Origin of the sequence: Mucilaginibacter oryzae (genome assembly GCF_003148845.1) — a bacterium.
GTDB lineage: Bacteria > Bacteroidota > Bacteroidia > Sphingobacteriales > Sphingobacteriaceae > Mucilaginibacter > Mucilaginibacter oryzae.
The window spans coordinates 15,804-29,699 of the sequence record NZ_QGHA01000008.1 but is presented as its reverse complement, the minus strand read 5'-3'; the positions used below and the strand labels follow the sequence as shown (position 1 = coordinate 29,699).

12 protein-coding genes are annotated in these 13,896 nt (G+C 45.3%); 5 read left to right on the top strand and 7 right to left on the bottom strand.

The window, feature by feature from the left end:
• Positions 1–25: 25 nt before the first annotated feature.
• From LX99_RS18680 to LX99_RS18670, 3 genes are read right to left on the bottom strand one after another with little or no spacing between them, the layout of a single operon-like run.
• Positions 26–745, bottom strand: coding sequence for an SGNH/GDSL hydrolase family protein (locus tag LX99_RS18680; protein ID WP_109609237.1), 720 nt, complete (start codon positions 743–745; stop codon positions 26–28).
• Positions 746–1,501 (bottom strand): lipoyl(octanoyl) transferase LipB, encoded by a 756-nt coding sequence (gene lipB, locus LX99_RS18675; RefSeq protein WP_109609236.1) that lies wholly within the window; start codon positions 1,499–1,501, stop codon positions 746–748.
• 2 nt (positions 1,502–1,503) lie between these two features.
• Positions 1,504–2,142 (bottom strand): 4'-phosphopantetheinyl transferase family protein, encoded by a 639-nt coding sequence (locus LX99_RS18670; RefSeq protein WP_022830770.1) that lies wholly within the window; start codon positions 2,140–2,142, stop codon positions 1,504–1,506.
• Positions 2,143–2,350: 208 nt separating this feature from the next.
• Between LX99_RS18670 and dcd the strand changes: the two genes are divergently transcribed.
• Together dcd and LX99_RS18660 are read left to right on the top strand one after the other, a co-directional pair.
• Entirely contained in the window at positions 2,351–2,887 is a 537-nt protein-coding gene (gene dcd / locus LX99_RS18665) for a dCTP deaminase (RefSeq protein WP_109609369.1), read from the top strand.
• A gap of 147 nt (positions 2,888–3,034) precedes the next feature.
• Positions 3,035–5,758: a TonB-dependent receptor plug domain-containing protein gene (locus LX99_RS18660; protein ID WP_109609235.1), complete on the top strand. Its 2,724-nt coding sequence runs from the start codon at positions 3,035–3,037 to the stop codon at positions 5,756–5,758.
• A gap of 109 nt (positions 5,759–5,867) precedes the next feature.
• On the opposite strand, the gene LX99_RS25770 is transcribed toward LX99_RS18660, so the two are convergent.
• A complete protein-coding gene (locus LX99_RS25770) occupies positions 5,868–6,737 on the bottom strand; it encodes a hypothetical protein (protein WP_170122744.1) in 870 nt (289 codons plus the stop codon).
• A gap of 100 nt (positions 6,738–6,837) precedes the next feature.
• Here LX99_RS25770 and LX99_RS18650 point away from each other — a divergent pair, with 100 nt between their 5' ends.
• The 3 genes from LX99_RS18650 to galB all read left to right on the top strand — a co-directional run bounded on the left by LX99_RS18650 (position 6,838) and on the right by galB (position 10,363).
• Complete coding sequence (locus LX99_RS18650) at positions 6,838–7,119, top strand: ATP-dependent Clp protease adaptor ClpS (protein ID WP_109609234.1); 282 nt, start codon at positions 6,838–6,840, stop codon at positions 7,117–7,119.
• Between the two features lie 18 nt (positions 7,120–7,137).
• Positions 7,138–7,686: a histidine phosphatase family protein gene (locus LX99_RS18645; protein WP_109609368.1), complete on the top strand. Its 549-nt coding sequence runs from the start codon at positions 7,138–7,140 to the stop codon at positions 7,684–7,686.
• A 256-nt stretch (positions 7,687–7,942) separates the two neighbouring features.
• Complete coding sequence (gene galB / locus LX99_RS18640) at positions 7,943–10,363, top strand: beta-galactosidase GalB (RefSeq protein ID WP_109609233.1); 2,421 nt, start codon at positions 7,943–7,945, stop codon at positions 10,361–10,363.
• 139 nt (positions 10,364–10,502) lie between these two features.
• On the opposite strand, the gene LX99_RS18635 is transcribed toward galB, so the two are convergent.
• The 3 genes from LX99_RS18635 to dnaG are packed head-to-tail and all read right to left on the bottom strand — an operon-like array spanning position 10,503 to position 13,895.
• Positions 10,503–11,576, bottom strand: coding sequence for a glutaminyl-peptide cyclotransferase (locus LX99_RS18635; protein WP_109609232.1), 1,074 nt, complete (start codon positions 11,574–11,576; stop codon positions 10,503–10,505).
• A gap of 4 nt (positions 11,577–11,580) precedes the next feature.
• A complete protein-coding gene (locus tag LX99_RS18630) occupies positions 11,581–11,949 on the bottom strand; it encodes a YraN family protein (protein WP_109609231.1) in 369 nt (122 codons plus the stop codon).
• Positions 11,949–13,895, bottom strand: a complete 1,947-nt coding sequence (gene dnaG / locus LX99_RS18625; RefSeq protein ID WP_109609230.1) for a DNA primase — start codon at positions 13,893–13,895, stop codon at positions 11,949–11,951. Before dnaG ends, LX99_RS18630 begins: the two co-directional genes overlap by 1 nt.
• Position 13,896 lies beyond the last annotated feature (1 nt).

The window sequence follows — 13,896 nt, the reverse complement described above, 5'->3', positions numbered from 1 at the left end:
TATTGCTTCGGGCTTTATTTTTGAATTACTGTTTCAAAAACACCTTCGCTACATCCACCTTTAGCTTATCTACCCACATCTGGTACATTTTAGGCGAGGGGTGCAACCCGTCACTTGCCAAAAGCGTAAGATCATTGGCGGCAAGGCGCGAAATGCCTGTTATGTCGATATAGTTAACATGATTTTCAGTACTGATCGCGGCGTTGATCGCGTTAAACTGGTCAATCTGCGGACTGATCGTATCGCCCCTGCCGTTGGCATAAGGCGTAACGCCGTAATCGGGTATAGATAGTACAAATACATGGCTATGGTTGCCGCCCGCAAATTTAATGGCTGTATGGAGTAGCTGCTGAAACTTACCCCGGTAATTATCCTGGCTCATACCGCGATATTGATCGTTTACGCCGATAAGCAGGGTAACCATATCATAAGTTTTGTTTTTGACCTCACTTTGGTTAATGGCCTCAATCAGTTCGTCGGTAGTCCACCCGGTGCGGGCTATAATGGTTGGCGCAAGTATTTTGATACTGTAACCTTGTTGAGCCAACAGGTTCGGAAAGTTCTGATCATGCGGCACATCTTCACCAATGGTGTAAGAATCGCCGAGGGCGAGGTATGTAAGGGTATCCTGTGCCACAATAGCTGGTTTTGTAGGGGTGATATACCCGTTTGGCGTCGGCGTGTTTTTGTTTACGCAGGCCGAAAGGGCAAAAATGGTAACTAAATTTAAAATGACGATCCTCATTTACAATATCTCCATACCAAAAAGTACGGAAATATGGTGTTTAAGGATTTGTTTTACTTCATTAATATCCACAGGGTGGCCCAGCTCTTTCCGGATGGAGGTCACCGCTTTATCATCAATACCGCAAGGCACAATATTGCCAAAATATTCCAGATCGGTATTCACGTTCAGGGCTAAACCATGCATGGTTACCCAACGGCTGCAGCGCACGCCCATGGCGCAAATTTTACGGGCTTTTTCATTATCGGCATCAAACCATACGCCGGTATAACCTTCGTAACGCCCGGCTCTTAAACCCAGATCGGCCAGGGTAAGGATCACGGCTTCTTCCAGGGTACGCAGGTACAGGTGGATATCTGTAAAAAAATTATCCAGGTCCAGTATAGGGTAGGATACAATTTGCCCCGGGCCGTGATAAGTGATATCTCCCCCACGGTTTATAGGATAGTAAACCGCGTTTTTGGCTTTTAAGCCCGCGGCGTCCAGTAACAAATGTTCGGGTTTACCGCTTTTACCTAAGGTGTACACATGCGGGTGCTCGCAAAAAACAAGATAATTAAACGTTTCGTCGGCCTCAATGGTATTGTAGTTTACCGTAGTACCCGCGTTTTTGGCGGCGGCCTCATAAGCTGCTTCCCGGCTACGGTTCTCTATTTTGGTTTGCACCGTTTGGCTAAAAAGCGCTTCCTGCTTATCCCAGGCTTCCTGGTAATCTATAAGTCCCCAATCCTGAAAAAATACTTTTTTATTTTTCATCACTATCCCTTTACGTAGCCTACCATGTAGTTTTCATACTGCAAATAACCAACCGAGTAATCAATAACCGTATCTTTTTTGTGCAGGCGTGCATCCACCACCCCATGGTGTTCAAACTCAAAAGGCTCAAGAAAGATATTATCGGCAAATGAAACCTCTTTTTGGCCGTTGCATTTATAAATAGCTTCTTTGGCGCACCAGCAAACATAAAGCTGTTCAATTTTTTGTTTTTCGCCTATAAAAGCCAGCTCTTCAGGCCGCATAAATTTACCGGCAATGCGCTCAACCTTTTGTTTGATCTGCTCAATATCTATCCCTACTTTATGTGTTTTGCTGATCATTACCGCGGCATAATCATACGAATGGCTCAATGAGATATGGTAGGGTAAATTAACCAGGTAAGGCTTGCCGTGTTCGTCAACCTTACAGTCGATATACTCGTCGGTGCGGAGCATTTTACGCAGCAAAACGCGGGTGCCCAGCCAGTGCAGGTGGCGTTTGCCATTGCTCAGGCTTTCTACAAAATCCTTCTCTTCCTGGTTAAGTTGTAACTGGTTGTACAGGTTGGTAGCTTCCTCTTCAATGCGCCAGAGTGCAAACTCGGTGTCATCATCAATACGCTGCCTGTATGCTATCGCCATAAAAGTAAAATTGCAAAATAGGTTGCAAACATATGTCAAAAAAAAGAAAATTGTATATACAGGTTTTAATATTAGTAAGCCGCTGTTTTACAATTAGTTTAACAATAATCCGAAAGTTATCCGCAGCGAACGGGAAGGTGCTGTTTTATTAATAAACGTGGTACGCTTTAAACTGATTTTCATAATTTTGTTGCCCAGCATCATCAACATGATATTATCAGATAAGCGCATCCTCGAAGAGATTGATTTAGGGCATATTATAATTGAACCTTTTAACCGCGAATACCTCGGTACCAACTCGTACGATGTGCATTTGGGCAAATACCTGGCTACCTATCGCAACCGGGTGCTTGATGCCAGGGTTCATAATGAAATTGATGGTTTCGAGATCCCGAAAGATGGCTTTGTTCTGCAGCCAAATACCTTGTATCTCGGCGTGACTATGGAATACACCGAAACTCACCGCCATGTACCTTTTCTGGAAGGTAAATCAAGCACCGGCAGGCTGGGCATTGATATCCATGCTACAGCGGGTAAAGGCGATGTAGGCTTCTGTAACACCTGGACACTTGAAATTTCATGTGCGCAGCCCGTAAAGATCTATCCCGGTATGCCTATCGGTCAGCTTATTTATTTTGTGGTTGAAGGTGATATTGAAACGATGTATAACAGCAAGGCCAACGCCAAGTACAATAACCCCACCACCCGCCCGGTTGAAAGTATGATGTGGAAGAATAAGTGGTAATAGTTCTGAATCAGAATTTACAGAATTTTAGAATGTGCAGAATAAAAAGAGATTAGTAATTCTGAAAATCCTTTAATTCTATAAGTCAATTCTGACAATATAAAACGCTGAATAAATTTTTGCGTATCTTGGTTCATATTTACCATTATGAACTTTAAACGCTTGTCAGCCGCCTGTTTGGTTATTTTAGCCCTTGGCGCTACCCTTGCTTTTGTTAAGCCTGATGACGGGCTGGTAACCAGAATTATGGCGCAGCTTGATAAGTGGCGAACCGAACATCCGCAGGAAAAAGTTTACCTGCACTTTGACAAACCCAACTATGCTATAGGTGATGATATCTGGTTTAAGGCCTATGTAACCATCGGCAGCGACCACCGCCTCTCGGCCTATAGTGACATCCTGAATATTGACCTGATAGATGAAAACGACTCGGTAAAAAGAAGCCTTAAACTGCCCTTAACAGCGGGCCTTGCAGCAGGCGATTTTGCACTGGCCGATAGCATGGCCGAAGGTAATTACCGTATCCGCGCTTATACCAACTGGATGCGTAATGAAGGCGACGCCTATTTTTTTGACAAAACCATAGCTGTTACCAACAGTATCAGTAATAAGGTTTTCACTAAAACCATTTACAATTACAGCAACGTTAACGGCAAGCCAAAAACCGACGCGGTTATTACCTATACCGATTTAAATGGGATACCCTATGTAAGTAAACCGGTAAGCTACGAAGTGGAGATCAATGGTAAACAGGTAACCCGCGGTAAAGGTATTACCGATGGTAAGGGCAATATTACGGCTACCTTTGCCACCAATACAAACGTGGCCTTTGTGTCGGGCCATATCAGTACAGATATAAAATTTGATGATAAGCACATCGCTACCAAGGTTATTCCGGTCAAAGCGCTATCAAACAAAGTTGATGTTCAGTTTTTTCCCGAAAGCGGGAATATGCTTAACGGCGTATTCTCGAAAGTGGCCTTTAAAGCGGTAGGTGCCGACGGACTGGGCGTAAATATTAAAGGTTATATAACCGACGATCAAAATAACCAGATCACCAACCTGAGCGAAGCTCATTTTGGTATGGGCACTTTCAACTTTGAGCCCGAAAGCGGTAAAAATTACAAGGCGCACGTTACCTATCCCGATGGTTCGGAAGGCGTTATCGATTTGCCAAACGCATCTGACAATGGTTATATCCTCAATATTAATAATTTTCGGGACGACAGAGTTTTTGTAACGATAGTGCCGGGCAAAAATGCCGCATCGGGTACTGCTAATTCCTTATCAGGCTTAACTATAATAGCGCAATCTGGCGGCGAGCTTTGCTACGCCGGCAAAAGTAAAGATGGCGCTACCACGTTTTCGGCGGTAATCCCTAAAGAGAAATTTCCTTCGGGCATAGTTCAGTTCACCCTGCTCTCGGCTGCCGGCGAACCGTTGAACGAGCGGTTGATATTTATCCAAAACCCCGACGGTTTGAAACTTGCCGTATCATCCGAAAAACAAAGCTACAAGCCCCGTGAAAAAGTTACCATCAACCTCAATGCAAAAAACAGCGGTGATAAACCGGTAATTGGAAGTTTTTCGGCAGCAGTTATCGATGAAGCTAAAGTAGCTACTGATGAAGCGGGTGAAGGCTCGATATTTTCAACCCTGCTGCTCACTTCCGATCTAAGAGGCTATATCGAAAAGCCAAACTATTACTTCACCAACGTAAATGCCGAAACCAAGGCCAACCTGGATGTACTGATGCTTACCCAGGGTTACCGCCGCTTTGAATGGAAACAGCTATTAGCTGATAAATTTACCCCGATAGTATTCAAACCCGAAAAATCGCTGGAGATCACCGGTCACCTGAAAACTTTTGGTGGCAAACCTGTGCCAAACGGTAAAGTAACGCTGGTATCTACCGCGGGTGGTATGTTTATTTTAGATACAGTAGCCGATGCCGAAGGCAAGTTCACTTTCAAAAATCTTATCTTCCGCGATAGCTTAAAATTCCTGGTCCAGGCGCGTACCGCGAAGGATCGAAAAAATCTGGATATTACGCTGGATAATGTAACGCCGCAGCCCGTAGGTCGCAATAAAAACTGGCCTGATCTGCAAACAAACATTAACGATGGCGTATCGGCTTATCTCATCAACAGTAAAAAAGTATTTGACGAGCAGGTAAAATACGGTGTAGGCAATCATACCATCGTACTAAAAGAAGTGGTGATTAAAGAAAAACGTGAAAACCCTTTTCAAAGTTCGGCCAACTTAAACGGAGGCGGTAATGCTGATCAAACCCTTACCGCTAAAGACCTGATTTACGGCGGCGGCATGCTCTCGCAGGTGTTGCAGAGCAGGCTTAACTTTGTAATATTTAGAAATGGCATACCTTATTCAACCCGAAGCCCTAATACACCCATGCAGGTTATAGTAGACGGAACTTATTTTGAAGCCGATTTTCTTGACAATATTACCCCGAACGACGTAGCCACCGTTGAAGTGTTACGGACCATTGGTAATACCGCCATTTACGGTTCAAGAGGGGCGGGTGGTGTTTTAGTGATCACTACCAAGCGGGGAGGAGGCAGTTCGGTTTATAACAGGTATGCCCCCGGTATAGTTACCTATGCGCCCAAAGGCTATTATCGCGCACGCGAGTTTTATGCGCCTAAATATGATGACCCGAAAACTAATGCCGCCATGCAGGATCTGCGTTCAACAATTTACTGGGCACCGGATTTAATTACTAATCAGGATGGCAATACATCCATGAGCTTTTTTAATGCCGATGGGAGGGGAACCTACCGGGTAATTATTGAAGGGATTGATGCCGAGGGTAATTTAGGTAGGCAGGTTTACAGGTATAAGGTGGAGTAGGGGAGGATTAGGGAGTCCGAAAGTCCGCAGTCCGAAAGTCCGGAAGTCGGAAGAGAACGACAGTTACTTATTTCGGACTGCGGACTTTCCGACTTCCGGACTAACAACCTCAATTATTCGCGAGGTAAAACTTTTCCCAAAAATCAATCGATTTCTGTATCTCACTGCTGCCGCCCATTTGTCCGCGGCCCATTCCGCCACCCATGCCGCCACGGCCTCTGCCTCCGCGACCGCCGCCCATACCGCCGCCGCCCATTCCGCCTCTTCCACCACGACCGCCGCCGCCGCCACCAAAGCCACCGCCATCACCTTCTCCCGCTCCTGCTTCGCCTGCCGGGCGTTTAAAACCGTTTATTTTAAAGTTAAAAGCCCATTCATTTTTAAAAGCATCGTTACCTGCATGGAAAAAACTCAGCGGAATAGCGGCTTCATAAATTAAATTCCCCTCAGCATCATAATTAATAGCGGCTTTAATGCCATAAGTATTTGATGTGGTAATTATATCGCCCTCAATATCTTTAAAGCCAACCACTTTAATATAACGCAGCTTCGTAATACGCTCGCGCATCAGCTCATCCCTGTCGGCCTGGGTAATTTCCGTATCACCGGCGCGGGGTTTAGGAAAATCGGGCTTTTCGTCAGGGGCGGATAAGGGGAACGTGACCATAAAAGCGTCCTTCCTTTTTCCTTTTGGGTCGATAGTCAGGGTTACGCCGGCGTTGAGTACTTTTATTTTGTCCAGTTTATCGGTTATGCGGATGGCTGCATACAGGTAATCTTTGTCGTTAGCGAGCGCATAGTTCAGCTTCTTTTCGTCGTTATAATACCTGAGGCTGTCGCCCCATTCTTTAATGCTGCCATCAATATTGATGGGTGCCGGAGGGGCCTGCAGATTGTTTTTATTGTTTTGTGCGGATAACTGATGCGTCGGCAATAGTAAAACCAGTGCCAAAGCTAAGCCGGGAAGAGCTTGTTTCATGGTGAAATTTTTAGGGGTTGATGTGTAACATGATTTTTAGACCATGGAACACCATTTTAACAGTTTTATTATTTGTTTTTGAGTAAATTTGTAGTTACGTATGCCAACCGAGATACAGGAAGAAACATTTACACTCGAAGAGTTACTTGCAGGACTTAAAGAGGTGCATCGTTTAATACTTTGGAACGATGATTTTAATACTTTTGATCACGTAATTCATTGTATGATGAAGTACCTGGATTACTCCGAACCACAAGCCGAAAAGATTGCCTGGAAGGTACACAACGAAGGCAAGTGCGCCGTACTGGAAGGCTCATTTACCGAGATGGAAATTTACCGCAAAATCCTTCAGCAGGAAGGTTTAACAGTTTCTGTAGAATAAATGCTAACAACTATCGGCATGATAAAAAAATTGTTTCTACTTTTATTAATAGCCGGTTGGATAAGCCTCCCGGCATGTGGACAAGGGAAAAGCCTTACGCTCCTGTTTATTCGCCATGCCGAAAAACCTGACGTTGGCGATAACCTTTCGTGCGCAGGCTTTAACCGCTCGCTTAAACTGCCGGAAGTAATCAAGGCTAAATTTGGCATACCCGATCATATCTACGTACCTGCCCTGCACATGGGAAAATCCACCCCGCGTGGGCGTATGTTTCAAACCGTGTCTCCGATGGCTGTAAAATACAACCTAACCATCAATACTAAATTTGAGGAAGAGGATGATAATGGTATTGCTGCCGATCTTACCTCGAAGAAAGGAACCATCCTGATTGTTTGGGAGCATAACCAGATCAAACCTTTGCTTAAAGCATTGGGTTTAAAAGTGAAAAACCTTGATTGGCCTGCTAATGACTTTGACAGCATTTGGATAGTTACCTTTAAAAAAGGCAAACCGACTTTAACACAGGATAAAGAAGGAATTAACCCGGCGGCAGGGTGTAGTTTTTAACTTAAGCCGTATTTTCAGACGCTTGGTGAAACCACCGACCACAGGCTTGGAATAGCATTTGTTCGATAGCGCCGAGTGCTTAACGTGGCGCTGCGATTGTATCGCGCGCCCGTGCGTTAGAAACGCAAACCCATTTAAGCACACGATGTAATCGGCCGCAAGGTTTTGGAATTGCATCCGTGCATTAATTCCTTTCCAAAAACCAACTTCCCAACTATATTTCCTAATTTAGTGTACAAAACACAATTAATATACTATGTCCATATCCCGAAACATCCGCGGTAAGGCTTTATTGCTGATGACACTTATGGCAGGCGGCCAGGCTTTTGCCCAGCAGCCCCGCCAAAAACTCGATTTTGATAAAAACTGGCATTTTAACCTCGGCGCGGTAGAGCATGGCGAAACCCCTTCGCTTGATGACAGCAAATGGCGCACACTCAGCCTCCCGCACGACTGGAGTATTGAAGGTAAATTCTCTAAAGATAACCCTGCCACTCCCGAAGGGGGCGCGTTACCCGGCGGCATTGGCTGGTACCGTAAAACCTTTACCGTTCCAGCAGCAGCAAAGGGCAAGCTGGTTTATATCGATTTTGATGGCGTTTATCAAAAAAGTGATGTTTGGGTAAACGGCCACCATTTAGGTTTCAGGCCTAATGGTTATATCTCATTCAGGTATGAGCTTACACCTTACTTAAACTTCGGCGGTAAAAACACCATCGCCGTTAAGGTTGATAACTCGGTACAGCCCAACTCGCGCTGGTACTCGGGTTCGGGTATTTACCGCCATGTTTGGTTGGAGACTACTAACAAAACCGCTATCGATGAGTGGGGTACTTATGTAACCACTACCGATGTAAGTACTTCATCGGCAAAAGTAAATGTACAGGTGCAGTTACATAACGACAAAGCCGCATCACAACTAACAGTTACAACTAAACTGTACGATGCCGCCGGCAAATTTATAGCGGCTGCAGGCGAAGCCACGTCAGCAAAGCAGAATGGAGCGGAATCGTTAACTGTAACAAACACCCTCACAGTTAAAAATCCGGTGTTATGGTCGGTAGATAAGCCTTATCTATACAAAGCGGTAACGCAGGTAACCCAGGGTAAAACCATAGTTGATGAATATACCACTACCGTTGGTATCCGCTATTTTGATTTTGATGCCGATAAGGGTTTCAGCCTGAATGGCAAGCCTATGAAAATTTTAGGCGTATGTAACCACCACGACCTGGGCAGCCTCGGCTCGGCGGTGAATACCCGCGCTTTAGAGCGCCAGCTGCAAATGCTTAAAGCCATGGGCTGTAACGGTATCCGTACCTCGCACAACCCGCCTGCCCCCGAACTGCTTGACCTTTGCGATAAAATGGGCTTTATTGTAATGGACGAGGCTTTTGATTGTTGGGAGTGGAAAAAAGCCACTTACGATTATCACCTGTTTTTTAAAGAATGGCATAAACGTGACCTCGAAGATCAAATAAAACGCGACCGCAACCATCCGAGCATTATGATCTGGAGCGTTGGTAACGAGATCCCTCAACAGGCCGATACTTCGGCTTATCGCATCGCACCAGAACTGGCAGCCATTGTTCACAGCCTGGATAAAACCCGTCCTATTACTACCGCGAATGACCGTCCCGATACCAGCAACAAAATTGTAAAATCGGGCGCTATCGACCTGATCGGGTATAACTACCATGAACGCGATTATCCAACATTTCATAACCGTTACCCCGGCAAAAAATTCATCGCCACCGAAACCACCTCGGGCCTGGAAACGCGCGGGTATTATGAAATGCCTTCAGATAGCATCCGTGTATGGCCTACCAGCTGGGATAAACCTTTTGTTAGGGAAGGTAACAACGTTTCGGCCTATGATAACACCCGACCACCTTGGGGATCAACGCACGAAATGACCTGGAAGATCATGAAAAAGTACGATTTCCTGTCGGGCATGTTTATCTGGACAGGCTTTGATTACCTTGGCGAGCCTACCCCGTACTCATGGCCCTCACGCAGTTCATACTTCGGTATTATTGACCTGGCCGGCTTCCCTAAAGATGTTTACTACATGTACCAAAGCGAGTGGACTAAAAAAGATGTACTCCACATTTTCCCGCACTGGAACTGGGAACCGGGCAAAATGATCGATATCTGGGCCTACTATAACAATGCCGATGAGGTTGAGCTTTACCTGAACGGTAAATCGGTAGGTATTAAAAAGAAAACCGGCGATGACCTGCATGTGATGTGGCGCTTAAAATTTGAGCCGGGCACTTTGAAGGCAGTTTCGCGCAAAAATGGCAAAGTAGTATTAACCCGCGAAATCCGCACGGCCGGTGCGCCTGCTAAAGTTGAACTGATTGCAGATCGTTCATTAATTAAAGCTGATGGCAAAGACCTGTCGTTTGTAACGGTAAAGATTTTGGATAAGGACGGTAATATAGTGCCGGATGCTGATAACAAGGTAAATTTCAAAATTACCGGCGAAGGTTTTATTGCCGGTGTTGATAACGGCGACCCGGTAAACCATGATTCATTTAAGGTAAATTACCGCAAGGCATTTCATGGCTTAGCGCTGGCCATTGTGCAGGCAAAGGAAAAAGCAGGGAACATTACGCTGAGCGCAACCGCCGATGGACTAACCGGCAGCACATTGGTATTGAAAAGCAAGTAATATTCCTAACACCGGGGACAATGATCCCTTTCGTTGTTCAAAAAAATACCCCTATCTACGCAAGTGCGGATAGGGGTGTTTTTTTTAGAACCTTTTATAAAATTTCAGAGGCATAATTTCCCTTTTCGCGCTATAAAGTTTAAGGCGCCGGAACAAACTTAACCTGGTATAAGTATGGCCATTTTTTGCCGGTTAAAAACAAGCGCTGCTCTTTGGCGTCCCAGGCTATACCATTCAAAACGTTATTATTCCAATCCCTGTTCTGTGGGCGGCTGGCTACCGGGTAAATCTCCTTCATATCAATCACCTGCTCAACCGCGCCTGTTCTAGGGTTAATTACCAGGATATTATCGGTTTGATAAACGTTGGCGTAAATTTTACCGTTGATGTACTCCAGTTCGTTAATCGAATCTATCTGTTGTTTATCATCACATACATCGATATGACCTATCTGGTGGTAATCATTCTTATCCAAAAACCAAATGCGGTTGGTGCTATCATCCATATATAATTTAGTGCCATCATAACACATCCCCCAGCCTTCGGGGCCAATATTGTTGGTAAAGCTGCTTAAAAGTTTTAGGGAGTTTTTATCGTACACAAAGCCAACTTTCTCTTTCCAGGTAAGCTGAATTACCTTATTGCCCACTACTGATAAACCCTCGCCAAAATATTGAGTATCAAGTTTCGTTTCCTGCAATACTCTGCCAGTATTTAGATCAACTTTCCGAATGGACGAATGTTTATAATCGCCTAAACTTTCGTACAGCACACCATCCACATACTGCAAACCCTCTGTATAAGCGGCAGTATCATGCGGAAAAGTTTTTTCAACCTTGTAAGTGTACCTGGCCGGGGCTTTGGCAGCCAGCAGCAGGATGTTGGTTGATACATCGTTACTTGTACCACCTGCGTAAACTTTGGCGGTAATGATCCTGATGCCCAAACCAATGCTATCGGTTTTAAGACTAACGGCTCCAGTATCTTTGCTTGAAGTGAAACGGGCCGAATCAAGCAGGTAAACAACCGAGTCGACTTTACTATCACCCGGGTAACCCACCTTAATATCAATTTTATCCCCGGCTTTATAGGTACTGCCCGCTTCGGGTGTTATGGAATAATCAGTCCCGGATGTATCTGGTTTATGCTTACAGCCGCAGCCAAAAGCCGTAAGGGCGAGGGCGGCAAAAAATAGTTTGATATTTTTATTCATAGTGTTAGGTAGCCGAAGGCCAAAACGCGTCTTCAATGTGGTTTAGTATGTAATTGCCCGCTTTATCAAATAAAATAGCGATGATATCAAAACGTACTTCGCCCTGGTGGTTCATGAGGTATATGTATTCGTCGGCGGCACCCGCCAGTAACCTTTGCTTACGGTTATCCACAAAATCCTCAGGCTCACCAAAACTGTTGCCTGTGCGGGTTTTTACTTCGGTAAATATAATAACCTTGTTTTTATATGCAATGATATCTATTTCGGCTTTTCCGAAGGTCCAGTTCTCGTCAAGAATCTCGTAGCCAGCTTTTTCAAGATGGGCCCTGGCTAAAGCTTCGCCGGTGCGGCCCAAGTTAAGGTGTTGGGCCATTATTTAATGATTACTGATCCCAGGAAATCGGATATCGTTTTCTCTACCTTTTTCATGCGCATGTATTGGCTAAGCAGAATCTCCTGGTCGGCTTCGTTATCCGCCTTTTGCAATTGTGAACGTAGGTCTTCCAGCATTTTGCCCACTTTGTGCTTTTTGAGATGGAAAATTGCACCGAGGATGGTGGCCTTCATATTAGCCTGTTCATCATTCACGGTAATTTTATGCATCTCGTACCAGTTTTCACTCAGCGAGTATTTGCTGGCCAGCATGTTAATGGTCAAATCAACAATCTCTTTATCCTTATGATGGATAAAATAATTATCATCAGGCAGCACACCGTTCTCCACTTCGCGGCGGTATATTTCCGTAATCTGCTTGCAAACCGGGTGGTCGAAAACAACATCGCTTAACTCGGCTATAATAAAAGGACCTATATACGTGTTGGCAATGCCGTCCCAATCAATCATGCGGCTGCCATAGTGCAGCAGCAACCTCACTATTTCCTTTTCCTGGTAGGCATCGTCTTTAGCAACCGGCGGTTCCAATTCAACCGGTTCATCAAAAAAGTGCGGTTCATCGGGTGGCAGTTCGGTATAACGGGATTGTTGCTGCTGCCGTTGCTGCTCGTCTTTTTTTGCTTTGGCGGCGCGCATCTTATTGAGCTCGGATAAAAGCGCGCGCTCATCTATCTGCAATAAACCGCTGCACTCCTGTATAAATACCGATGCCTTGATGCTATCCGGGATTTTGGCGATACTTTCCACAATCTCACGGATCACATCCGCCTTTTTTATCGGGTCGTTACCAACCTCTTTAAGCAGGATCTGCGTTTTATAAAGAATGAAATCTTTTTTATTTTCATCGATATGCTTTTTAAAAGCGCTCGAACCTTTGGCCTGTACAAATGAATCCGGGTCGTGACCATCTGGAAAGGATACCACCTTTACGTTGAGCCCGGCTTCCAGAATCATATCCAGCCCGCGGAGCGATGCTTTGATCCCCGCCGCGTCGCCATCGTAAAGGATAGTGATATTTTTGGTAAAACGGGCAATCAGCTTAATTTGCTCGGTGGTGAGCGATGTACCCGAAGAGGCCACCACGTTTTCAACCCCGGCCTGGTGTACAGAAAGTACGTCGGCATAGCCTTCAACCAGGTAACAATTATCCTGCTCGCGGATCGCCTTTTTAGCGAAGTAAAGACCGTAAAGAACGTTTGATTTATGGTAGATCTCAGATTCAGGCGAGTTAACGTACTTGGCTACGTTTTTATCCTTTTTAAGCGTACGGCCGCCAAAACCTATCACCCGGCCCGTAAAGCTATGAATAGGGAACATTACCCTGCCGCGGTACCTGTCAAACAACGAACCGTTTTCGCGTTTTACTGATAGGCCGCTCTCTACCAGAAACTGTTCTTTATATCCCTGGTTCAGGGCTGCACCGGTAAAGGCCTCCCATTGATCGGGCGAATAACCCAGTTCAAACTTTTTAATGGTTTCGGCAGTAAAGCCGCGTTCTTTAAAATAACTCAGGCCTATGCTTTGTCCCTCATCAGTGTTAAGCATGGCTTCGTGAAAATATTTGGCGGCAAATGCCGTCACAATCATGAGGCTTTCGCGGCGCAGTTCTTCTTCCCGGTTTTCGGGGGCTTCAACGGTTTCCTCTACCTCAATGCCGTACTTTTTGGCCAGCCATTTCAGGGCTTCCGGGTAGCTGAACTTTTCCAGCTCCATCAAAAACGTCACCGCAGATCCGCCTTTGCCGGTAGAAAAATCTTTAAAAATTCCTTTAGCAGGCGATACGGTGAACGATGGTGTACGCTCATTTGCAAACGGCGAAAGACCTACATAATTAGCTCCCCGTTTTTTTAACTGCACAAACTCCCCTATCACCTCCACAATGTCGGTGGCTTCCATAATACGGTCGATAGTGGATTTCTGGATCATG

What these genes read in the sequence shown, in the direction of transcription:
- LX99_RS25770 (WP_170122744.1), bottom strand. Translation starts at nt 6,737, where the DNA reads ATGAAACAAGCTCTTCCCGGCTTAGCTTTGGCACTGGTTTTACTATTG.
- lipB (WP_109609236.1), bottom strand. Translation starts at nt 1,501, where the DNA reads ATGAAAAATAAAAAAGTATTTTTTCAGGATTGGGGACTTATAGATTAC.
- LX99_RS18660 (WP_109609235.1), top strand. Translation starts at nt 3,035, where the DNA reads ATGAACTTTAAACGCTTGTCAGCCGCCTGTTTGGTTATTTTAGCCCTT.
- LX99_RS18635 (WP_109609232.1), bottom strand. Translation starts at nt 11,576, where the DNA reads ATGAATAAAAATATCAAACTATTTTTTGCCGCCCTCGCCCTTACGGCT.
- galB (WP_109609233.1), top strand. Translation starts at nt 7,943, where the DNA reads ATGTCCATATCCCGAAACATCCGCGGTAAGGCTTTATTGCTGATGACA.
- dcd (WP_109609369.1), top strand. Translation starts at nt 2,351, where the DNA reads ATGATATTATCAGATAAGCGCATCCTCGAAGAGATTGATTTAGGGCAT.
- LX99_RS18650 (WP_109609234.1), top strand. Translation starts at nt 6,838, where the DNA reads ATGCCAACCGAGATACAGGAAGAAACATTTACACTCGAAGAGTTACTT.
- dnaG (WP_109609230.1), bottom strand. Translation starts at nt 13,895, where the DNA reads ATGATCCAGAAATCCACTATCGACCGTATTATGGAAGCCACCGACATT.
- LX99_RS18630 (WP_109609231.1), bottom strand. Translation starts at nt 11,949, where the DNA reads ATGGCCCAACACCTTAACTTGGGCCGCACCGGCGAAGCTTTAGCCAGG.
- LX99_RS18670 (WP_022830770.1), bottom strand. Translation starts at nt 2,142, where the DNA reads ATGGCGATAGCATACAGGCAGCGTATTGATGATGACACCGAGTTTGCA.
- LX99_RS18645 (WP_109609368.1), top strand. Translation starts at nt 7,138, where the DNA reads ATGATAAAAAAATTGTTTCTACTTTTATTAATAGCCGGTTGGATAAGC.
- LX99_RS18680 (WP_109609237.1), bottom strand. Translation starts at nt 745, where the DNA reads ATGAGGATCGTCATTTTAAATTTAGTTACCATTTTTGCCCTTTCGGCC.